Source organism: Mycobacterium sp. PSTR-4-N (assembly GCF_022348085.1).
Classification (GTDB): Bacteria; Actinomycetota; Actinomycetes; order Mycobacteriales; family Mycobacteriaceae; genus Mycobacterium.
This window is the reverse complement of sequence record NZ_JAKRFN010000004.1, coordinates 341,529-362,887: the sequence shown is the minus strand read 5'-3', so window position 1 is coordinate 362,887 and position 21,359 is coordinate 341,529. Positions and strand designations below refer to the sequence as shown.

At 69.4% G+C, this 21,359-nt stretch carries 20 protein-coding genes; 6 read left to right on the top strand and 14 right to left on the bottom strand.

Annotated elements, in window-relative coordinates:
* Nucleotides 1-358: hypothetical protein (locus MHN84_RS08565; protein ID WP_241204194.1), on the top strand; the 358-nt coding region annotated here is incomplete at its 5' end.
* Complete coding sequence (locus MHN84_RS08560) at nt 355-825, top strand: DUF4439 domain-containing protein (RefSeq protein ID WP_241204193.1); 471 nt, start codon at nt 355-357, stop codon at nt 823-825. The genes MHN84_RS08565 and MHN84_RS08560, both read left to right, overlap by 4 nt.
* Nucleotides 826-829: 4 nt before the next feature.
* On the opposite strand, the gene MHN84_RS08555 is transcribed toward MHN84_RS08560, so the two are convergent.
* The 9 genes from MHN84_RS08555 to mqo all read right to left on the bottom strand — a co-directional run bounded on the left by MHN84_RS08555 (nt 830) and on the right by mqo (nt 12,897).
* On the bottom strand, nt 830-2,572 hold the full coding sequence (locus tag MHN84_RS08555; RefSeq protein ID WP_241204192.1) for a proline--tRNA ligase: 1,743 nt from the start codon (nt 2,570-2,572) through the stop codon (nt 830-832).
* Nucleotides 2,573-2,594: 22 nt separating this feature from the next.
* Complete coding sequence (locus MHN84_RS08550; RefSeq protein WP_241204191.1) at nt 2,595-4,064, bottom strand: MFS transporter; 1,470 nt, start codon at nt 4,062-4,064, stop codon at nt 2,595-2,597.
* A gap of 109 nt (nt 4,065-4,173) precedes the next feature.
* Complete coding sequence (locus MHN84_RS08545) at nt 4,174-5,628, bottom strand: MFS transporter (RefSeq protein WP_374238343.1); 1,455 nt, start codon at nt 5,626-5,628, stop codon at nt 4,174-4,176.
* Between the two features lie 183 nt (nt 5,629-5,811).
* Entirely contained in the window at nt 5,812-7,008 is a 1,197-nt protein-coding gene (cobA, locus tag MHN84_RS08540) for a uroporphyrinogen-III C-methyltransferase (RefSeq protein WP_241204189.1), read from the bottom strand.
* Nucleotides 7,005-8,375, bottom strand: a complete 1,371-nt coding sequence (locus MHN84_RS08535; protein WP_241204188.1) for a cobyrinate a,c-diamide synthase — start codon at nt 8,373-8,375, stop codon at nt 7,005-7,007. The genes cobA and MHN84_RS08535 overlap by 4 nt, the downstream gene beginning before the upstream one ends.
* Before the next feature lie 16 nt (nt 8,376-8,391).
* Nucleotides 8,392-9,006, bottom strand: a complete 615-nt coding sequence (gene cobO / locus MHN84_RS08530) for a cob(I)yrinic acid a,c-diamide adenosyltransferase (protein WP_241204187.1) — start codon at nt 9,004-9,006, stop codon at nt 8,392-8,394.
* Between the two features lie 12 nt (nt 9,007-9,018).
* Complete coding sequence (locus tag MHN84_RS08525; RefSeq protein WP_241204223.1) at nt 9,019-10,875, bottom strand: magnesium chelatase subunit D family protein; 1,857 nt, start codon at nt 10,873-10,875, stop codon at nt 9,019-9,021.
* Nucleotides 10,876-10,880: 5 nt separating this feature from the next.
* Nucleotides 10,881-11,327: a GNAT family N-acetyltransferase gene (locus tag MHN84_RS08520; protein WP_241204186.1), complete on the bottom strand. Its 447-nt coding sequence runs from the start codon at nt 11,325-11,327 to the stop codon at nt 10,881-10,883.
* A 13-nt stretch (nt 11,328-11,340) separates the two neighbouring features.
* Nucleotides 11,341-12,897, bottom strand: coding sequence for a malate dehydrogenase (quinone) (mqo, locus tag MHN84_RS08515; protein WP_241204185.1), 1,557 nt, complete (start codon nt 12,895-12,897; stop codon nt 11,341-11,343).
* A gap of 117 nt (nt 12,898-13,014) precedes the next feature.
* Between mqo and MHN84_RS08510 the strand changes: the two genes are divergently transcribed.
* Together MHN84_RS08510 and mtr are read left to right on the top strand one after the other, a co-directional pair.
* On the top strand, nt 13,015-14,001 hold the full coding sequence (locus tag MHN84_RS08510) for an alpha/beta hydrolase (RefSeq protein WP_241204184.1): 987 nt from the start codon (nt 13,015-13,017) through the stop codon (nt 13,999-14,001).
* A complete protein-coding gene (gene mtr, locus MHN84_RS08505) occupies nt 13,994-15,406 on the top strand; it encodes a mycothione reductase (protein WP_241204183.1) in 1,413 nt (470 codons plus the stop codon). Before MHN84_RS08510 ends, mtr begins: the two co-directional genes overlap by 8 nt.
* A gap of 7 nt (nt 15,407-15,413) precedes the next feature.
* Here mtr and MHN84_RS08500 read toward each other — a convergent pair whose 3' ends face one another.
* Complete coding sequence (locus MHN84_RS08500; protein WP_241204182.1) at nt 15,414-16,001, bottom strand: sigma-70 family RNA polymerase sigma factor; 588 nt, start codon at nt 15,999-16,001, stop codon at nt 15,414-15,416.
* A 122-nt stretch (nt 16,002-16,123) separates the two neighbouring features.
* Nucleotides 16,124-16,540, bottom strand: a complete 417-nt coding sequence (locus tag MHN84_RS08495) for a DoxX family protein (protein WP_241204181.1) — start codon at nt 16,538-16,540, stop codon at nt 16,124-16,126.
* A 167-nt stretch (nt 16,541-16,707) separates the two neighbouring features.
* Here MHN84_RS08495 and MHN84_RS08490 point away from each other — a divergent pair, with 167 nt between their 5' ends.
* Together MHN84_RS08490 and MHN84_RS08485 are read left to right on the top strand one after the other, a co-directional pair.
* Nucleotides 16,708-17,475, top strand: coding sequence for a response regulator transcription factor (locus MHN84_RS08490; RefSeq protein ID WP_241204180.1), 768 nt, complete (start codon nt 16,708-16,710; stop codon nt 17,473-17,475).
* On the top strand, nt 17,475-19,010 hold the full coding sequence (locus tag MHN84_RS08485; protein ID WP_241204222.1) for a cell wall metabolism sensor histidine kinase WalK: 1,536 nt from the start codon (nt 17,475-17,477) through the stop codon (nt 19,008-19,010). The genes MHN84_RS08490 and MHN84_RS08485 overlap by 1 nt, the downstream gene beginning before the upstream one ends.
* Here the strand turns inward: MHN84_RS08485 and MHN84_RS08480 are convergent.
* The 3 genes from MHN84_RS08480 to cbiQ form a co-directional block, all read right to left on the bottom strand.
* A complete protein-coding gene (locus tag MHN84_RS08480; RefSeq protein WP_241204179.1) occupies nt 18,970-19,590 on the bottom strand; it encodes a superoxide dismutase in 621 nt (206 codons plus the stop codon). The genes MHN84_RS08485 and MHN84_RS08480 overlap by 41 nt on opposite strands.
* Before the next feature lie 236 nt (nt 19,591-19,826).
* Nucleotides 19,827-20,579, bottom strand: a complete 753-nt coding sequence (locus MHN84_RS08475) for an energy-coupling factor ABC transporter ATP-binding protein (RefSeq protein ID WP_241204178.1) — start codon at nt 20,577-20,579, stop codon at nt 19,827-19,829.
* Nucleotides 20,576-21,355 (bottom strand): cobalt ECF transporter T component CbiQ, encoded by a 780-nt coding sequence (cbiQ, locus tag MHN84_RS08470; RefSeq protein WP_241204177.1) that lies wholly within the window; start codon nt 21,353-21,355, stop codon nt 20,576-20,578. The genes MHN84_RS08475 and cbiQ overlap by 4 nt, the downstream gene beginning before the upstream one ends.
* Nucleotides 21,356-21,359 lie beyond the last annotated feature (4 nt).

Genomic DNA, 21,359 nt, shown 5'->3' with positions numbered 1-21,359 from the left:
CGCCGAGCAGGCCGCCGCCGCGGTGCGCGGCCGATCCGCGGCGACCCTGACCGAGATCGCCGCTCTGCGCACCGCGCATGCTCAGGCGTTGTCCGACGAGATCGTTCGCCTCACCGGCCAGGAGGCACCTGGCCCGGGCGTGACGGTGACGACGTCGGCGAGCCCGGCCGCGGGCGCCCCCGAGCCACCGCCGCCGAACGCCGACGACGTCGTCGGTGCGTTGCGCGCGTCGGCCGACAGCGCCTCGCACTCCGCGGCCGCGCTGTCCGGCTACCGCGCCGGGTTGCTGGCCTCGATCGCCGCAGCCTGCACGGCCGCCTACACCGTGGCCCTGGCCTCCCCCGGCGGTGACCGGTGACCTCTCCCACGCCGGCTCCGACCACCCGCCCCACCGATCCCGCGCTGGGCACGCTGTTCGACGCCGTCGCCGTCGAACACGCGACGATCTACGGATACGGCCTGGTCTCGGCGCACTCCACCCCGGAGGACAACAGCCTGGTCGCCGATGCGATGGCCGAACACCGCGCGCGGCGCGAAGCCGCGATGACGCTGCTCGAAGACGCCGGGGGCGCCGTCCCACTGCCGGCGGCGGGGTATTCGATGCCGTCGGAGGTCGACACTCCCACCCAGGCCGCGAAGCTCGCGGTGCGCATGGAGCAGGACGCCGCGACCGCGTGGCGGGCGGTCGTCGAGCAGGCGACCGACGAGACGGTGCGCGCGTTCGGCGTGGCCGCGATGCTGGAAACCGCGGTCACCGCCGCGCGGTGGCGCGGCGTCGCCGCGACGACACCGGTCACGGTGCCGTTTCCCGGCGGTACCGAGTGAGCCACTAGCGGATCGCGCCGAGGATCTCCTCGGTCGCCGACGCCGCGGGGACGTCGCGCTTGTCGCCGCTGAACCGGTCCCGCAGTTCCACGACGCCGTCGGCCCAGCCGCGGCCCACCACGACGATCCACGGCACGCCCAGCAACTCGGCGTCCTTGAACTTCACCCCCGGCGACGCGGTGCGGTCGTCGAGGAGCACGTCGACGCCGAGCCGATCCAGATCGGCGGCCAGCTCGGTCGCCCCGGCGCGCGCCTCGACGTCCTTGTTGGCGATCACCACGTGCACGTCGAACGGCGACACCGATGACGGCCACCGCAGCCCGAGCTCGTCGTGCTGCTGCTCGGCGATCACCGCCACCAGCCGCGACACCCCGATCCCGTAGCTGCCCATCGTCAGGCGCACCGGCTTGCCGTCCTCGCCGAGCACGTCGGCGGTGAACGCGTCGGCGTACTTGCGGCCGAGCTGGAAGACGTGGCCGATCTCGATCCCGCGGGCCGCCACCAGCGGGCCCGCGCCATCGGGCGAGGGATCCCCTTCGCGCACTTCGGCGGCCTCGATCGTGCCGTCGGCGACGAAATCCCGGCCCGCGACCAGATCGACGACGTGCTTGCCCTTCTCGTCCGCGCCGGTGATCCATGCGGTGCCGTCCACCACACGGGGATCGACGAGGTAGCGAACTCCGCTGGCCAGCAGGCCTTTCGGGCCGATGTAGCCCTTCTTCAAGAAGGGATACTTCGCGAAGTCCGCGTCGTCGAGCATCGCGAACTCGGCCGGCTCCAGCGCCGCGCCGAGGCGCTTCTCGTCGACCTCGCGGTCACCGGGCACGCCGACGGCCAGCAGCTCCCAGTCACCGCCGGGCACACGGGTTTTCATCAGCACGTTCTTCAACGTGTCCGCCGCGGTGACCGTGCGGCCCAGATCGGCGCTGTTGGCCCAGTCCACCAGCGTGGCGATCGTCGGGGTCTCTCCGGTCTCGTAGACGGTCGCCTCCGGCAGCCCGTCGAACGGGATCGACTCCGGGACAGCGGTGATGACGGCCTCCACGTTGGCGGCGTAGCCGGATTCCCGACAGCGCACGTAGGTGTCCTCGCCGACCTCACTCTCGGCCAGGAACTCCTCCGACGCGCTGCCGCCCATTGCGCCCGAGACCGCGGAGACGATCACGTAGCGCACGGCGAGACGGGCGAAGATCCGCTGATACGCCTCGCGGTGGGCGTGGTAGGCGTTCTTGAGTCCGTCGTCGTCGATGTCGAACGAGTACGAGTCCTTCATCAGGAACTCGCGCCCGCGCAGGATGCCGGCACGCGGGCGCGCCTCGTCGCGGTACTTGTTCTGGATCTGGAACAGGATGAGCGGGAAGTCCTTGTACGACGAGTACTCACCCTTGACCGTGAGGGTGAACATCTCCTCATGGGTGGGGCCGAGCAGGTAATCGTTGTCGCGCCGATCCTGCAGCCGGAACAGCGTGTCGCCGTATTCGGTCCAGCGGTTGGTCGTTTCGTACGGCGCCCGCGGCAGCAGCGCGGGGAACAGGATCTCCTGTCCCCCAATGGCGTTCATCTCCTCGCGGACGATCGCCTCGATCTTGCGGAGCACTCTGAGTCCGAGGGGCAGCCAGCTGTACAGCCCGGGGCCGACGGGCCGCACATAGCCGGCCCTGATCAGCAGCTTGTGGCTCGGCACTTCGGCGTCGGCCGGGTCGTCGCGCAGGGTGCGCAGGAACAGCTCGGACATGCGGGTGATCACAGCCGACCACCTTATGCGATGCCTAGAGCTCCCCCGCCTCCACAGCTTCCCTGGTCTCGCGGGCCCGGGCGATGTCGCGCGCGGAGTAGCCGATGAACAGCGCCGCGACACCGACGAGGATCGCGATCGCGGCCACCCACAGCAGCGCATACGTGTAGCCGTGGCCCAGCGCGTCGAGCTGCGCGGGCGTCATGTTCTTCACCGGGCCCGTGGTGCCACCCAGGTACAGGGTCCGGGACACCTGCACGGCCTGGACCACCACGAGAACCAGTGGGCCACCGAGGTTGAACACCATCAGCGTGACCGACGACAGCGAGCCGATCCGGCGGGCCGGCACGTTGGCCAGCAGGCACAGCGGCAGGATCACCGAGATCACGCCGATGCCGAGACCGCCGACCACCACGGGCACGAACAGATCCGGGAAGTACGGCACCGACCGGTCCAGCGTGGACCCGTAGAGCATGGCCAGCAGCACCAGCACGCCGCCGCCGAGGATCACCCAGCGCGGCGCGATGCGGGGTGCGACATAGGTGGCGATCACGTTTCCGACGACGAAGGCCGCCGCGAAGGGCAGGAAGCTGATGCCCGCCCGCAACGGCGAGTAACCGAGGACGTCCTGGACGAGCAGCCCGATCATCACCGACAGCGTCAGCATGACGCCGCCGGCCAGGAAGTACGCCACGAACGAGGCGACGCGGTGCCGGTTGTCGAAGATCGACAGCGGTACGAGCGGATTGTCGGCGCCGCGCTCGTCCAGCACGAAAGCGATGGAGAACACCACGGCGGCCACCGCGGCGCCGATCACCCACGGGTCGGCCCAACCCAGAGCCGGGCCCTGCGTGAACACCAGCACCGCCGACGTGCAGGCGAGTGTGGCCAGCAGCGCGCCGGTGATGTCGAGCTTGATCCGCTCGAGGTGGGTCTCGGCGAGCCGGAACACCGTGATCGCGATGATCACCAGCCCGATCGGCACGTTGACCAGGAACGCCAGGCGCCACGAGATACCCGTGACCGCACCACCGAGGACCAACCCCAGCACAGAGCCCAGCCCCTGCATGGCGGCGGAGACGGCCAGGGCCCGGTTGCGCGGCTCTCCGACGGCGTAGGTGGTGGCGATGAGCGCCAGACCCGTCGGGGCCGCCACCGCCGCGCCGATGCCCTGCAGCGCGCGGGCGATGACCAGCGTGGCTTCGTCATTGGCCAGCCCGCAGATCAGCGAGGCGATCGTGAACACCCCGACCCCGGACAGGAACGCCCGTTTGTGGCCGATGGCGTCACCGATGCGGCCGCCGAGCAGGAGCAGCCCGCCGAAGGCGAGCACGTAGGCGGTGATCACCCAGCTCTTGCCCGCATCGGAGAGACCGAGGTCGGCCTGCATGCGCGGCAGCGCCACGATCACGATGGTCCCGTCGAGGGTGGCCATCAGCTGCATGCCGGTGATCGCGACGATCGCGATGCCCAACGAGGACGCCAGCGGGGCCCGGGAGGACATGGTTCGCCACCCTACCGGTGGGCGATTTCGGCGTGCTCATCGTCGCTGGGCGCAGACGATCACGCCGAAACCGGTGTCGAGCTAAAGCTCTCTACTGCCCGATGTCGAGCTAGAGCTCTCCGGCGTCGATCGCGTCCTTGACTTCCTGCGCGTGCGCCACCTGCTCGGCCGTGTACCGGATGAACAGCGCCACCGCACCGACCACCACCGCGACGGCGGCCACCCACAGCAGGCCGTAGGTGTAGCCCTGGTCGAGAGCGTGCAGCTGCGCGGGGTTCATGTCCTTGACCGGGCCGTTGGTGCCGCCCAGGTACAGCGTGCGCGAGGTGATGACGGCCTGGATGATCGCGAGCACGACGGGTCCGCCCAGGTTCTGCAGCATCAGAGCGATCGCCGACACCGGACCGATCTGGTCGAAGCCGACCCCGGCGATCGCCGAGATCATCAGCGGGACCACGATCATGCCGATCCCGAAACCGCCGACGGTGATCGGCAGCACCAGGTTCGGGAAGTACGGGATGTTGGCGTCCAGGGTCGAGCCGTAGATCATCGCGGCCAGGACCAGCACGCCGCCGCCGATGACCAGGATGCGCGGCTGGAACTTCGACACCAGCGCCGAGGAGACCCCCAGGCCGATGCCCAGCGCGATGACGAACGGGATGAAGCCGATGCCCGCCCGCAGCGCGCTGTAGCCCATGATGTCCTGCACGTAGAGCCCGATGAGGACGGTCAGGGTGAACATCACGCCACCGGCGAGGAAGACCGCGGCGAAGGTGGCGACGCGGTTGCTCTCGCGGAACAACTCGAACGGCACGACGGGGTTCTCCGCGGTGCGCTCGACCCACAGGAAGGCCAGTCCGCAGCCCATGGCCACGATGCCGGAGCCGATCGTGATGGGTGACACCCAGCCGGCCTCGGGGCCCATCGAGAACGCGAACACCGCGGCGGTGCACCCCAGCGTCGCCAGCAGCGCGCCGGTGGCGTCGAGCTTGAGGCGCTCACGGTTGGTTTCGCGCAGTGTGGTGCGGGCCAGGTAGATCATCAGCAGCCCCACCGGCACGTTGACCAGGAACGCCAACCGCCACGAGACCTCGGTCAGGGCTCCGCCGACCACCAGGCCCGTCACCGAGCCGACACCGGTCATCGCGGCGAACACCGCGGTCGCGGCGTTGCGGGCCGGGCCCTTCGGGAACGTCGTGGCGATCAATGCGAGCGCGGTCGGTGAGGCGATCGCGGCGCCGACACCCTGCAGCAGGCGGGCGATCACCAGCGTGGCCTCGTCCCAGGCGATACCGCAGAGGATCGAGGCGATGGTGAACAGCGCCACGCCCACGATGAACGTCCGCTTGCGGCCGATGGTGTCGCCGAGGCGGCCACCCAGGAGCATCAGGCCGCCGAAGGTCAGCACGTAGGCCGTGATCACCCAGCTGCGACCGGCGTCGGAGAGGCTCAGCTCGTCCTGGATCTTGGGCAGGGCGACGATCGCGACCGTGCTGTCCATCGTGGCGAGCAGTTGCATACCGCCGATGGCGACGACGGCGGCGATGAACCGCCTCGACGGCATCCAGGCCGGAGTCTTGGGGAATCGCGAGCCGGCGGCTCCGTCCGCAGCCGCCCTGATCCGGGCCGGCGCGGCCCGATTGGCGCCCCGCTGTCCCTTGCCTTCAGCATCCCGAGAGATGGCGGCACGCTCTGCGTCATTGAGAGCCGTCATAACGAGTTACCTTACAGTACTCTTAATATCTCTTTAAGCCGCGAAGGCCGCCACAGCACCGATCACGATGATCGCAGGGGGTCGAATCCCCTCCGATCGGATGCGCTCGGGCGCCTCGGCGAGGGTCGACCGCAAACTCCGCTGCGCCGACGTCGTCCCGTGCTGCACCACAAGCACCGGTGTATCCGCAGGTCGGCCGCCTTCAAGGAGCACTTTCGCGAAAAGCTCGATGCGTTCGACGGCCATCAGCAAAACAATCGTGCCGTGCAGCGCGGCGAGCGCATCCCAATTCACTAACGATTCGGGGTGATCCGGCGCCACATGGCCGCTGACCACCACGAATTCGTGCGTCATCGCCCGGTGCGTGACCGGAACACCCGCCAGCGCGGGCACTGCTATGGCACTGGTCACACCGGGCACGATCGTCACCGGAATGCCGGCATCGGCACACGCGATCACCTCTTCGTAGCCGCGCGCGAACACGAACGGGTCGCCCCCCTTGAGGCGGACCACGAACTTGCCCTGCTTCGCCCGGTCGATGAGGACGTCGTTGATCGCGTCCTGGGCCATCGCACGGCCGTACGGGATCTTGGCGGCGTCGATGACCTCGACGTCCGGGGACAGCTCGGCGAGCAGGTCCTGCGGCGCGAGCCGATCGGCCACCACGACGTCGGCATGCGCGAGCAACCGGCGACCGCGCACGGTGATCAGCTCCGGGTCGCCCGGGCCTCCGCCGACGAGTGCCACCCCGCCGGCGACCACACCGGGTGCGTCGGCGGTGATCACACCTTGCTGCAACGCCTCGTGGATCGCCGAGCGGATGGCCGCCGACCGGCGGTGCTCACCGCCGGCCAGCACACCCACCGAGAGGCCCTCGTACTCGAACGTCGCCGGGGTGACGGCGGTGCCCTCCACTGCGATGTCGGCGCGCACGCAGAACACGCGGCGGCTTTCGGCCTCCGCGACGATGGCGGCATTGACGTCGGGATCATCGGTGGCCGCGATCACATACCACGCGCCGTCGAGATCCCCGTCACGAAAAGGCCGCAGCGTCAGCGTGATTCCGTCGATCGCTTCGACCGCGGGGGTGGCTTGCGTGGTGATGACGTGCACGTCGGCGCCGGAGGCCACCAGGAGGGGCAGGCGGCGCTGGGCGACCCCGCCGCCGCCCACCACGACGACCTTCTTGCCGGCCAGGCGCAGGCCCACCAGATAGGCGTTGTCGGTCACCCGGCGAGCTTAGAGTGTGCAGCCGCACGCACGAAGCGGGCGATCGCTTCGGGGTGGACCGCCGGATGGGTGTGCAGATAGCCCGCGTGCACCCCGCCCCGGACCACGCCGTCGTCGACCATCGCGCCCGCCCGCCCCCGGTACCGCCAGGCCGGCTGCCGCGTGGGCCCGTAATGCATTGCGGTGCGGTGGAATTCATGCCCGACGATCCGATCGCCGAGGTGATGAAGCGAGGAGTCGGCGACGGCCACGGCGTCGCGGTATCCGAGGGTGAGTGACGGCGTGAACGACGCAGAACCGCCGATCACGCCGCACATGGGATGCCCGTCGAGGTCGTCGGCCAGGTAGGTCAGTCCGGCGCACTCGGCCTGGATCGGGGCGCCCGAATGGGCCAGCGCGGCGATCTGCTCACGCACGGCGCGGTTCGCGGAGAGCTCGGGGCCGCACTCCTCCGGGAAACCGCCGGGGATGACGACGGCCGCGGTATGCGCGGGCAGCGGGTCGGTGAGGGGGTCGAAGGTGACGACGTCTGCGCCTGCCGCGCTGAGCAGTTCGGTGTGTTCGGCGTAGTTGAAGGTGAAGGCGCGGCCCGCGGCCAGGGCGACGGTCACGGGCGCCCCGGTGGGTTCGCCGATGTGCGGGGTCCATGGGTCGCCCCCGACGTCGCTGCGGGCGGCCGAGACGACGGCGGCGAGGTCGACGTGCCGAGCGACCAGGTCAGCCATCGCGTCGACGGCCGACCGGGCCCGCCCGCCGTGTTCGACCGCGGTGACCAGCCCAAGGTGGCGCGACGGGACCGCGAGCTCGTCGGTCCGCGGGACGGCGCCCAGCACGGCGATCCCGGCCTGCTCGCAGCCCTGCCGCAGCACCGCCTCATGGCGGGCCGACCCCACGCGGTTGAGGATCACGCCGACCAGGCGCACCGAACTGTCGAAGGTGGCGAAGCCGTGCACCAGCGCGCCGACGCTGTGGCTCTGACCGCGGGCGTCGACGACGAGGATCACCGGGGTCCCGAGCAATCCCGCCACGTGAGCGGTGGAGCCGCGGGCGGCCCCGGCGGCCGGGGCGTCGCTGATACGCCCGTCGAACATGCCCATCACGCCTTCGACGACCGCGATGTCGGCGTCGGCGCTGCCGTGACGGTAGAGCGGGCCGATGAGGTGGTCACCGACGAGCACGGGATCGAGGTTGCGGCCCGGCCGGCCCGCCGCCAGCCCGTGATAGCCCGGGTCGATGAAGTCGGGGCCGACCTTGAACGGCGCGACCGCGTGTCCGGCCCGCCGCAGCGCACCGATGAGCCCGGTCGCGATCGTCGTCTTCCCGCTGCCCGAAGACGGCGCGGCGATGACGATCCCCGGCGTGCTCACGACCCGGTTTCCCGGGCTACCACTCGATGCCCCGTTGGCCCTTGCGGCCCACGTCCATCGGGTGCTTGACCTTGGTCATCTCGGTGACCAGATCGGCGGCGTCCATCAACGCGGCCGGGGCGTCACGACCGGTGATCACCACGTGCTGGGTGCCCGGCCGCGACGCCAGCACATCGACGACCTCGGCCACGTCGATCCACCCCCACTTGAGCGGATAGGTGAACTCGTCGAGTACGTAGAAGTCGTGACGCTCGTCGGCGAGCCGGCGGGAGATCTCGGCCCAGCCCTCGGCAGCAGCGGCGGCGTGGTCGTCCTCGGTGCCCGCCTTGCGGGACCAGGACCAGCCCGAGCCCATCTTGTGCCACTCGACCGGTCCGCCGACGCCACGTTCGGAGTGCGCCCGGCCGAGCTCACGCAGCGCCGTCTCCTCCCCCACCTTCCACTTCGCACTCTTGACGAACTGGAACACCGCGATGTCGAAGCCCTGGTTCCAGGCCCGCAGCGCCATCCCGAAGGCCGCGGTGGACTTGCCCTTGCCCGCACCGGTGTGCACCGCGAGCAGCGGAGCATGGCGGCGAGCCCGCGTGGTCAAGCCGTCGCGGGGGACGGCCACGGGCTGACCCTGAGGCATCGCACTCCCTTCTCAGGCCGCGGCCTGCGTCTTGACCACGGCGGTCAGCGCGTCCGCGCGCAACTGGTCCAGCCGCACCGCGGGCGCCATCAGGCGCCGCGCCAGGTCCTGCGCCAAACCCAAACGGACATAGGACGTTTCGCAGTCCACGACGACGGCAGAGGCACCCTCGGCGACCAGCCGGGCCGCTGCGGCGGCAGTGCGGCCCAGCGGATCGGGTCCACCGGTGGCCCGGCCGTCGGTGAGCACCACCACCAGGCTGCGGCGTGCCCGGTCACGCGTCCGTTCCCGGACCACCATGTCGCGCGCGGCCAGCAGCCCCTGCGCCAACGGAGTCCGCCCGCCGGTGTCGAACCCCGCCAACCGCGTACTGGCGACGTAGACCGACGACGTGGGCGGCAACAGCACCCGGGCGTCCTGACCGCGGAACGTGATGACCGCGACCTTGTCTCGACGCGTATAGGCATCACGCAACAGCGACAGCGTGGCTCCGCTGACCGCGGACATCCGGTCTCGCGCGGCCATCGACCCCGACGCGTCGACGACGAAGATCACCAGGTTGCCCTCGCGGCCCTCACGCACCGCCCGCCGAAGGTCGTCGGGGGCCGGTCGCAGCCGGCCGCGTCCGCCATGCCGGGCGGCGGCTGCGAGCAACGTGCTGAACACGTGCATCCCGTGACCGGCCTGCGTGTCGGTGGTCGCGGCGACCACCGTGCCCGTGCGGTTGCGTGCCCGCGAACGGCGGCCGGGCGCTCCGTCGCCGACGCCGGGCACGACCAGGGCCTTGGTGCGAAACGCCGCCGAGGGTGCGGCGCTGGGCCGTGTCGGCGGCGGCGACGCCGCCTGGGGCGCTGCGTCGTCGGCACCGTCAGCCGACGGTGCGCCGCCACCCGGCGGGTCGGGGTCCGGTCGGGGATCCAAACCGGTGTCGGCCGCCTCGCCCGCCTGGGCCATCGCGTCGTCCAGTCGGCCCTCGTCGAGGCCCGGGTCGTCGAACGGATCGCGCCGGCGGCGGTGGGGCAACGCCAATTCCGCGGCGACCCGCACATCCTGCTCGGCGACCTCGGCGGCGCCGCGCCACGCGGCATGGGCGACCGCGGTGCGGGCCACGACCAGGTCGGCGCGCATCCCGTCGACGTCGAAGGCCGCGCACAGAGCGGCGATGCGCCGTAACTCACTGTCGGGCAACACCACATCGCTGATCCTGGCGCGGGCGTCGGCGATGTGACGGGCCAGCTCGGCGTCGGCGTCGGCGTAGCGTGCGGCGAACCCGCCGGGATCGGCCTCGTAGGCCAGTCGCTGGCGGATCACCTCGGCGCGGACATCGACGTCGCGGGAGGCGACCACGTCCACGGTGAGCCCGAAGCGGTCCAGCAATTGCGGACGCAGTTCTCCCTCTTCGGGATTCATGGTGCCGATCAGCACGAACCGCGCCTCGTGGCTGTGGGAGACCCCGTCGCGCTCGACGTGCACCCGGCCCATCGCCGCCGCGTCGAGCAGGACGTCGACGAGGTGGTCGTGCAGCAGGTTGACCTCGTCGACGTAGAGCACGCCGCGGTGCGCCCGCGCCAGCAGACCAGGCGAAAAGGCGTGTTCACCGTCGCGCAGCACCTTCTGCAGGTCCAGCGAGCCGACGACCCGGTCCTCGGTGGCGCCGATCGGCAGCTCGACGAGGTGCCCGCCGTCGTTGCCCGTGATGGCGAACGACTCGGTCAGCACCTGCGCCAGGCCGCGCACCGCAGTCGATTTCGCGGTGCCCTTCTCGCCGCGGATCAGCACACCACCGATATCGGGCCGCACCGCGCACAGCACCAGCGCCAGCTTGAGACGATCGTGTCCGACCAGAGCGCTGAACGGGTAGAGCTGCAGTCCCGTCACGGCTTGACCATCGGCACGTGCGGAATCCCGTCGTCGAGGAATTCATCCCCGTCGCGGACGAACCCGTGTCTGCCGTACATCTCCTCCAGATACGTCTGGGCGTTGATGTGGCAGGGGAAGTCGCCGACCTCGGCCAGCGCCGCGGTCAGCAATCGGGCAGTGTGCCCGTGCCCGCGGTCGGAGCGTTTGGTGCACACCCGACCGATGCGGAACGCCTTGTGCCCGGCCGGGTGCTCCTCCATCAGACGCAACGTCGAAATCACTTGTCCTTCAGCATTTTCCAGCCAGAAATGGCGAGTCTCGCTGAGCAGGTCCCGGCCGTCGAGCTCGGGATAGGGCGTCGCCTGCTCGACGACGAACACCTCGACGCGCAACTTGAGGAGTTCGTAGAGCGTGGCGGCGTCGAGATCCTTGGCCCAGCTGCGGCGCAACGCCGCGGTCATCGGAGCGACACCGTCAAACGGTCGCCGTCGTCGGAGTGTGCCCGGTACCCGCCGAGGACACCTCGGGCGCCGTGTCGGGCAGCGCGCCTGCGGGTTTGTCGAGCTTGAGCACCTCGGTGCCACGTGCCCAGATCTCTTCGAACAGCTTCGGTTCGGTGGAGAGCTTGGTCCCCAGCGAGGGGATCATCGCCTTGATGGTGGGCAGCCATCCCTGGTAGCGGTCGTCGAAGCACCGCGACATCACCTCGAGCATGGCGGGCACCGCGGTCGAGGCGCCCGGTGAGGCACCGAGCAAACCGGCGATACTGCCGTCGGCCGCCGAGAGCACGGTGGTGCCGAATTCGAGAACCCCGCCCTTGCCTTTGGCCTTGCGGATCACCTGCACGCGCTGCCCGGCGATGTCGAGCTCCCAATCCGAATTCCTCGCACTCGGCGCGAACTCCCGCAGCGCGTCGACCCGCGCCGATTCGCTGAGCAGCAGCTGGCCGATCAGGTAGCGCAGCAGCCCCATCTCGGTGAGCCCGACACCGAGCATCGAGACCAGGTTGTTCGGCTTGACCGACAGCGGCAGATCGGTGATCTTGCCCTGCTTGAGGAACTTCGGGGACCACCCGGCGAACGGCCCGAACAGCAGCCACGAACGGCCGTTGATCACCCGGGTGTCCAGGTGGGGCACCGACATCGGCGGCGCACCCAGCGGCGGCAGCCCGTACACCTTGGCCTGGTGGCGCGCGGTGAGATCCGGGTTGCCGCTGCGCAGCCACTGGCCGCCGACCGGGAATCCGCCGAAGCCCTTCGCCTCCTTGATGCCCGCCTTCTGCAGCAGCGGCAGCGCGCCGCCGCCGGCGCCGACGAACACGAAGCCGGCGTTGAACTTCCGCTTCTGACCGGTGCGACGGTTGACGACCTTGACGGTCCACCGTCCGTCCGAACCCTGATCGAGGTCGGTCACGTCGTGACCGAACAGGGTGGACATCCCCTTCTTGGCGCCGAACCCGATCAGCTGTCGCGACAGCGAGCCGAAGTCGACGTCGGTGCCGTCCTGGGTCCAGTTCAGACCGACGGGCTCGGAGAAGTCGCGCCGCTCGGCCATCAGCGGCAGCCGGCGCACGAACTCGTCGCGGTCGCCGATGAACTCCATCGTCGCGAACAACGGGTTGGTGACCAGCGCGTCGTAGCGGGCTTTGAGGTACTTCACGTTGTCCTCGCCCTGCACGAAACTCACGTGCGGGATCGGATTGAGGAAGCTGCGGACATCGGGCAGTACGCCGTTCTCCACGGCGTAGGTCCAGAACTGCCGCGACACCTGGAACTGCTCGTTGACGTTGACGGCCTTGGCGATGTCGATGCTGCCGTCCGGACGTGCCGGGGTGTAATTGAGTTCACACAGGGCCGAGTGGCCCGTGCCGGCGTTGTTCCACGGGTCGCTGCTCTCCGCGGCCGCGCCGTCGAGACGCTCGACCAGCGTCATCGACCAGTTCGGCTCCACCAGCCGCAGCAGCGCCGACAGGGTCGCGCTCATGATGCCCGCCCCTACCAGCAGGACGTCGGTCTTCTCCGCTTCAGACACCAACTCGATCGGCCCTTCGTGGTCGCGTCCCCGTTGCTCACGGCTTACCGGTGTTCAGGTTATCCCGCCGCGCGCGGCCGCAACCCTCCGACCACCTCGCCCACTATGGTGGCTCTCGTGTCCGGATGGCAGCCCGATGTTCTGTCCGGGTACTGGCAGATGACCTTCGCGCTGGGGCCCGACCCCGACGGGGAAGGCGATCTGGAAGCCACCCTGGTGCGCCGGGGCCCCGCCGATCCGACGGCTCGGCACGCGGTGCTGCTGGTGCACGGCTTCACCGACTACTTCTTCAACACCGAGCTCGCCGACCATCTGGCTGCCCGAGGTGTCGCGGTGTACGCGATAGACCTCCACAAATGCGGGCGCTCACACCGCGAGGGTCAGACCCCGCACTTCACCACCGACCTGGCCCGCTACGACACCGAGCTGGAGCGCGCGCTGGCGACGATCGGCGCCGAGACCGCGGCAGAGGTGCTTGTCTACGGCCATTCGGCGGGCGGGCTGGTGGTCACGCTGTGGCTGGATCGCCGTCGGCGGCGAAGCACACGGGCGCCCGTGTCGGGGCTGGTGCTCAACAGCCCCTGGTTCGACCTGCAGGGTCCGGCGATCCTGCGCTCGCCGCCGACCACGGCGGCATTGCGCACGCTGGGTCGGTGGCGTACCCGCACCGTGGTCCGGCGCCCGACCGCCGGCGGCTACGGCGCCACGCTGCACCGCGACTTCGCCGGCGACTTCGACTACGACCTGACGTGGAAACCCGTCGGCGGGTTCCCCGTGACGCTCGGCTGGATCCGGGCGATCCGCCGGGGCCATGCTCAGCTGCACCGCGGCCTCGACGTCGGAGTGCCGAACCTGATCCTGCGCTCGGACCGCAGCGTGCGCGAGGTGGCCGACAGTGAGCTCATCCAACGCGGGGACGCGGTGCTCGACGTCGCCCAGATCGCCCGCTGGGCCGGCTGTGTGGGCAACCGCACCAGTGTGGTGCCGATCGTCGACGCCAAGCACGACGTGTTCCTGTCGGTCACCGAACCCCGGCGCGCGGCCTATCGCGAGTTGGACCGCTGGCTCGACTGGCACTCAGAAGAGGGGGAGTTCCATGGCTGACTTCGACATCGCGATCATCGGCACCGGGTCCGGCAACAGCATCATCGACGAGCGCTACGTCGACAAGAAGGTCGCGATCTGCGAGCAGAGCCTGTTCGGCGGCACGTGCCTGAACGTGGGCTGCATCCCCACCAAGATGTTCGTCTACGCCGCCGGGGTGGCCGAACAGGTCCGGCAGGCAGCGACGTTCGGCATCGACGCGCACGTCGAGGCGGTGCGCTGGCCCGACATCGTCTCACGCGTGTTCGGCCGCATCGATCCGTTGGCCAGCAGCGGCGAGCAGTACCGGCGGGCCTCCCCCAACGTCGAGGTGTTCGGCAGCCACACACGTTTCGCCGAACCGAGAGGCACGAGCGGTTACCGGCTGCGCACCGACGACGGGGACGAGTTCACCGCTGAGCAGGTGGTGATCGCGGCGGGCGCACGGGCGACGGTCCCGCCGGCGATCGCCGATTGTGGGGTCGCCCATTACACCAGCGACACGATCATGCGGATCTCGGAACTACCCGAGCACATCGTCATCGTCGGGGGCGGTTATGTCGCAGCCGAATTCGCCCACATCTTCTCGTCACTGGGGTCACGGGTGACGATCGTGCTGCGCGGCACCACGATGCTGACCCACTGCGACGACACGATCTGCGAACGCTTCACCGACATCGCCGGCAAGAAGTGGGAGATCCGCAGCCGCCGCAACATCGTGGGTGGCTCGTCCGACGACTCCGGCGTGACGCTGACGCTCGACGACGGCGCCACGGTGCATGGCGACATCTTGCTCGTGGCCACCGGCCGAGTACCCAACGGCGACCTCCTCGACGCCCACCACGCCGGCGTGGACGTCGTCGACGGGCGCGTCACCGTCGACGAGTACCAGCGCACCACGGCGCGCAACGTCTTCGCCCTCGGCGACGTCAGCTCGCCCTTCCAACTCAAGCATGTCGCCAACCACGAGGCCCGGGTGGTCAAGCACAACCTGCTGCAGGACTGGGACGACACCGAGAACTTGATGCCCGCCAACCATCGCCACGTGCCGTCCGCGGTGTTCACCGACCCGCAGATCGCCAGTGTCGGATTGACCGAAAACGGCGCGCGCGCAGCGGGATACCGCATCCGATCCAAGGTGCAGGACTACAGCGACGTCGCCTACGGCTGGGCGATGGAGGACACCACCGGCTTCGCCAAGCTCATCGTCGACGACGACAGCGGACTGCTGCTCGGCGCCCACATCATGGGCCACCAGGCGTCCTCGATCATCCAGCCGGTCATTCAGGCGATGGCGTTCGACCTGCCCGCCCAGGAGGTGGCGCGCAGCCAGTACTGGATACACCCGGCGCTGCCCGAAGTGATCGAGAACGCGCTGCTGGCACTGTGCGGGGAGCCGCCGTGGCCGCCGTCGAGAAGGCACTAGGGGTACCTCAGGCGGCGCGCAGATAGCCACGATCGGCGGCGACGTCGACCAGCAGCCGGCGCAGCGCTCTGCGCCCCCGGTACACCCGCGACATCACGGTGCCGACAGGGATGTCGAGGATCTCGGCGATTTCGCGGTGCGGCAGCCCCTCCACATCGGCGTAGTAGACCGCGATCCGCTGTTCTTCACAGAGCCTGCCGAGTGCGTCTCGCACCTCATCGTCACCGAGCGCGGTCAGTGCCGCGAGTTCGGCCGACGGCAACCCCGTCGACGAGTGGGCGGCCTGCCCGGCGAGCTGAGCGTCGGTGACACCCTCGGAGAGCAGCTCGGCCGGCCGGCTCTGCGCACGACGATGCGAGGTGATCCACGTGTTGGTGAGGATCCGCAACAACCAGGCGCGGATGTTGGTGCCGTCCTCGTAGCGGTGGAATGCCGCGTACGCCTTCAGCATCGTCTCCTGCACGAGGTCTTCGGCGTCGGCGGTGGTGGCGGTGTAGCGGCGCGCCGCGCGGTAGAGGGTGTCCAGCAGGGGCAGCGCGTCTCGCTCGAAGCGGTCCAGGTGCGGATCTGCACTCTTCACGGTCGTCCTCCACATCGGTTGTCGGCCAGTATCTTCCGGCCCTGTGGAATCCACGCTAGAAGACCGGGGCGCCGTCGCCCCGGTCTTCATAGCGAACGCACAACATGTGTGTCGGATATGAAAGTCGTTCCTTCGGTTCAGTTTTCCGGCGATGATGGATGGCGCCGCTGCTGCACCGCCAGCGCGCCCGGCCCGGTGGCGACGAAGAGCAGCAAGATGAAGCAATAGAGCACTGCTGTCTCACCGCCATTGACGAGTGGCCAGAAACCGTCGGGAAAGTGCATCCAGAAGTACGCGACGGCCATCATGCCCGAGGCGACGAATGCGGCTGCCCGGGTGAACAGTCCGAGCGCGATGAGGCTGCCGAGCACCACCTCCAGGACGCCGGCCCACCACGCCGGCCAGGCGGCGAGCGGAACCGGCTCGCCTTGCGGCCAGCCGAACAGCTTCGCCAGTCCGTGCATCGCGAACAAGAGCGCGACGAGGATCCGAAACGCCCCCAGGGCTACCGCGGATTGGTTGTCGATGCGGCTGTCGAGCGTGCTGAGGCTCATGGTCAGCGTGTCCTTTCTCCGTTGTGCGCCCATCGTGACGGGTTCTGGCACCTGCACCGCTGAACTCATAGACGATTCATAGGCGGCGACGACGCAGCCGCCGGCGAAGTTATGAGGTGTCTATGAAGCCTGGTGACCTGCGCTCGGATGCCCGCGACAATGGAGCGATGACGTCTGCGCCGTTCGAGGCCAGGGGCCCGCGCCGCGCGATCCTGGGCACGTTGCCGCGCCTGTCGCGAGCCGACGGGTCGCCGATCCGCGTACTCCTGGTCGACGACGAACGTGCCCTGACGAACCTGGTTCGCATGGCGCTGAAGTACGAGGGGTGGGACATCGAGGTGGCTCACGACGCGGCGGAGGCGGTCGAGAAGTACCACACCTACTCCCCCGACCTCCTGGTGCTCGACATCATGCTCCCGGACATGGACGGGGTGAGCGTGCTCGCCGGACTGCGCAGCAGCGGGCCCTACATCCCGACGCTGTTCCTGACGGCCCGCGATTCGGTGCGCGACCGCGTCACCGGCCTGACCGCCGGTGGCGACGACTACATGACCAAGCCCTTCTCGCTGGAGGAACTCGTCGCGCGCCTGCGCGGCCTGGTGCGCCGCTCGGCCCATCTCAGTCCGCCCGACGACGAGACGCTGGTGGTCGGCGACCTCACTCTCGACGCCGCCAGCCGGGAGGTGACCCGTGCCGGGGAGCCGGTGAGCTTGACCTCCACCGAGTTCGAACTGCTCCGGCTGCTGATGCGCAATCCGCGGAAAGCGTTGTCGCGCAGCGACATCCTGCAGCAGGTATGGAACTACGACTTCGGCGGCCGGTCCAGCATCGTCGACCTCTATGTCTCGTATCTACGCAAGAAGATCGACGCGGATCGAGAACCGATGATCCACACGGTGCGGGGTATCGGATATCTGCTGCGGCCCGCGCCGTGATGACCGTCTGGCGGCGGTGGACCTTGCTCCGGCAACTCGCGGTCGGAGTGTGTGTGGTCGTGATGGCCGTCCTGGTGACGGTCGGCACCGCGTCGGTACTCAGCCTGCGCGCCTCGGTGCTGGGCATCATCGACGCACAGCTGGCCGGGGCCGCCGAGGGCGCCGTTCAATCGGTGGAGAAATACCGGGCGACGCCCGGCCCCGACGGGGCCCTGCCACCGCCCGCATCGATGAAACCGGTGACCCGCCTCATCGGCCAGGCTCCCGGCAACGTCGTGGTCCTGATGCGCGACGGCGTGGTCGTGGATTCCGCGTACTTCGGCGACGGTGACGCGCGAACCGCACCGGCCGAGGCCACCGCGGCGGTGACGAATCGGTCGTGGGCCGATCCCCGACCTCGCACCGTGGAGGTGCCAGGGCTGGGCTGGTACCGCATGGTGGGTAGATCGACGGGCCCCGACGAGATCGTGGTGACGGGGGTGTCGCGTGCTCCGGCGTGGGACGCCATGGTGCGCGAGACCGCGCTGGTGTCCGGGTTGACGGCCGTGGCCGTGTTGATCACCGCCGTGTGCACGGTCGCCGTCGTGCGGCTGGCGCTGCGGCCGCTGCGCCGGGTCGCCGCCACCGCCGCCGCGGTGGCCGACATGCCACTCGATGGTGACAACCACACCATCACTCCGCGTGTGGCCGCCGCCGAGACCGATCCGCGGACCGAGGTCGGGATGGTGGGGGTGACTCTGAACCGTCTGCTCGATCACGTGGAACGTTCCCTGGGCGACGTCGCGGCATCCAATCGGCGGATGCGACAGTTCATCACTGATGCCAGTCACGAGCTGCGCACGCCGCTCGCGGCGATTCACGGGTACGCCGAGCTCACCCGGCAAGACAGCGAAGTCTTGCCCGAGACCACGGAGTACTCGCTGGCCCGCATCGAATCCGAGGCGCAGCGGATGAGCGATCTGGTGAGCGATCTGCTGCTGCTCGCCCGGCTGGACGAGGGTCACGATCTCCAGGTCGCCGACGTCGACCTGACGGAGCTCGTCGTGGATGCGGTCAACGACGCCGCGGTGTCGGCGCCGACGCACCGTTGGCTGACCGGGGTGCCGGACGAGCCGGTGTGGGTACGCGCCGATCGCGCCCAGCTGCATCAGGCGTTGGCCAACCTGCTGTCCAACGCCCGGGTGCACACCCCGCCGGGCACCACCGTCAGCACCTCGATCACGACCGGCCGAAACGACGCGCCGTTCGCGGAGATGACGGTGGCCGACGACGGACCCGGCATCGACGCCGATCTGCTGCCACAGCTGTTCGGCCGCTTCGTGCGGGCCGACAAGTCCCGATCCCGGGAGACCGGAAGTTTCGGGTTGGGGTTGTCGATCGCTGCGTCCATCGTCGAATCACACGGCGGCACGATCAGCGCCGAATCCGACTCGCGTACAACGTCGTTCACCATCCGCCTGCCCGCCGCGATCGCCGCGGCGGACGCGCAGGAGGTCAGAACATCAGGCCCGCCGCCTGCGTCGTCGCGGCGGTGAACCGCCGCTGGACATCGGCCCAGTTGACGACGTTCCAGAATGCTTTGACGTAGTCGGCTTTGACGTTTCGGTACTGCAGGTAGTAGGCGTGCTCCCACATGTCGACCTGCAGTAGCGGGATGACGCCGAGCGGCACGTTGGCCTGCTGGTCGAACAGCTGGAACGTCAGCAGCTTGTCGCCGAGCGTGTCATACCCCAGCACCGCCCACCCGGAACCCTGTAATCCGTTGGCAGCAGCGGTGAACTGGGCGCGGAACGCATCGAACGAGCCGAATTGGTCGTCGAGGGCCGCCGCCAGTTCGCCGTTCGGCTTGTCGCCACCCTCCGGTGACAGGTTCTTCCACCAGATCGTGTGATTGACGTGCCCACCGAGGTGGAACGCGAGGTTCTTCTCGTGCAGGAAGATCTTGCCGTGATCGCCGGCGGCCCGCGCCTCCTCGAGTGCGGCGACTGCGTCGTTGACACCCTTGACGTAGGTCGCGTGGTGCTTGCTGTGGTGAATCTCGTTGATCTCACCGGAGATATGGGGCTCGAGCGCGCCGTAGTCGTAGTCCAGATCGGGCAGCGTGTACTCAGCCATGTGCATCCTCTCGTCGGTTTGGGTTCGCGCGCCGGCCCTTACCCGCCGGCCGTTCGGCCAAACACGCACGAAGCTGCTGGCCGACCACCACTATATCTGTCCACCTGTTCAGATGAGCACAGCTGTGTTATGGTCGCGGTGCGGGGCCGGCCGCGGCAGATGTCGATGCAGCACATCACACACCTGCCGCGGTGGGGCCCCGCGCCAGTTATCGAATACCGTTGCGCGACAACGAGTCAGGGAGCCGGGACGACGAAGCCCCAGGGCAGTTCCAGTCGATGGGCGGCAAGGAGTGCGGTGTCGGAGAGCACGTCCGCGATCGGACCATCGGCCACCACCGCGCCTCGGTCCATGATCACCGCGCGGCTGCACAGCTGCGCGGCATACGGCAGATCGTGCGTGACGATCATCATCGTGGCCTGCAACCGGGCAAGCGTCTGTGCCAGCTCCCGTCGTGCCACCGGGTCGAGGTTCGCCGACGGCTCGTCGAGCACCAGAACTTCTGGCTCACAGGCCAAAACGGTCGCCAGCGCAGCCCGCCGGCGTTGCCCGCCCGACATGTGGGCCGGGCTGCGCGCTGCCAGCTCGGACATCGACACCGCCTCCAGCGCCGCGGCCACCCGCGCCTCGAGCTCGGCGCCGCGCAGCCCGAAGTTCGCCGGGCCGAAGGCGACGTCCTGGGCGAGCGTCGGCATGAACAGCTGGTCGTCGGGGTCCTGGAACACCAGCCCCACACGACGCCGGATCTCGCGCAACGTCTTGCGCGTCACCGGCGTTCCACCGATCGCGACGCGTCCCTGCGATGCGCTCAGCACTCCGTTGAGGTGCAGCATCAGCGTGGTCTTGCCGGCCCCGTTCGGTCCGAGCAGTGCAACCCTCTCCCCGGGGGCGACATCGAGGTCGACACCGGACAACGCGGCGTGCCCGTCGGGGTAGGTGTAGTGCAGGTCCTCGACGTGAACCGCGGCGGTGTACGGAGACCGGCTCACCGGATGACCCATGCCGATGTCGCGACCGCCACCGCGGCCATGGCGGGCATGAGCGCGAACACCCACTGCCGCGACGACGCGGCGGCCGGGCACCCGGCACCCAGCGCCAGCGGCGGCACCCGCCCGTCGAAGCCTCGGGACAGCATCGCCAGATACACCCGCTCACCGCGTTCGTAGGAACGCAGGAACAACGCCCCGACCCCGGCGGCGGTCGCGCCGATCTGATGCAGCATGCGCGGTGAGTCACCGCGCGACACCCGGGCCAGTCGCATGCGCCGGATCTCGGCGGCGAGCACGTCGACGTAGCGGATCATCAGCGTCAGCATCGACACGATGACCGCGGGAACCCGCAGCCGGCTGAGCGCCACCGGCAGCTCACGCGCGGTCGTGGTGGCCGCTACGGTCAACGATGCGGCGACGCCGAGCGTGCCCTTGATCACGATCCCCCACGCCGCATACAGACCGGCCACCGACAGTGACAGTCCGCCGACGTTGACCTGCTCTCCGCCCTCGGCGAACGGCAACAGCACCGCCAGCACGACGAACGGCGCCTCGATCAGCATCCGGGGCAGCACCCAGCGCAGCGGGATTCTGGCGACCCACCACACCACCAGCACGATCAGCACGTAGACCCCGAAGGGCCAGAACAGTTCTCGGGGGGTCGCCACGACAGCGAGCACGAACGCGACCAGCGCGACGATCTTCACCTCGGCGGGAAGCCGATGCAACGGCGAGTCGCCGTCGCGGTACAGCGGATGCGCGTGACCGGCCCCCATGACG

Bases quoted from the DNA above. Each gene is read 5' to 3' on its own strand.
- MHN84_RS08550 (WP_241204191.1), bottom strand. From the start codon at position 4,064: ATGTCCTCCCGGGCCCCGCTGGCGTCCTCGTTGGGCATCGCGATCGTC.
- MHN84_RS08545 (WP_374238343.1), bottom strand. From the start codon at position 5,628: ATGCCGTCGAGGCGGTTCATCGCCGCCGTCGTCGCCATCGGCGGTATG.
- cobO (WP_241204187.1), bottom strand. From the start codon at position 9,006: ATGCCTCAGGGTCAGCCCGTGGCCGTCCCCCGCGACGGCTTGACCACG.
- MHN84_RS08520 (WP_241204186.1), bottom strand. From the start codon at position 11,327: ATGACCGCGGCGTTGCGCCGCAGCTGGGCCAAGGATCTCGACGCCGCC.
- mtr (WP_241204183.1), top strand. From the start codon at position 13,994: ATGGCTGACTTCGACATCGCGATCATCGGCACCGGGTCCGGCAACAGC.
- MHN84_RS08500 (WP_241204182.1), bottom strand. From the start codon at position 16,001: ATGTGGAGGACGACCGTGAAGAGTGCAGATCCGCACCTGGACCGCTTC.
- MHN84_RS08495 (WP_241204181.1), bottom strand. From the start codon at position 16,540: ATGAGCCTCAGCACGCTCGACAGCCGCATCGACAACCAATCCGCGGTA.
- MHN84_RS08490 (WP_241204180.1), top strand. From the start codon at position 16,708: ATGACGTCTGCGCCGTTCGAGGCCAGGGGCCCGCGCCGCGCGATCCTG.
- MHN84_RS08485 (WP_241204222.1), top strand. From the start codon at position 17,475: ATGACCGTCTGGCGGCGGTGGACCTTGCTCCGGCAACTCGCGGTCGGA.
- MHN84_RS08480 (WP_241204179.1), bottom strand. From the start codon at position 19,590: ATGGCTGAGTACACGCTGCCCGATCTGGACTACGACTACGGCGCGCTC.
- cbiQ (WP_241204177.1), bottom strand. From the start codon at position 21,355: ATGGGGGCCGGTCACGCGCATCCGCTGTACCGCGACGGCGACTCGCCG.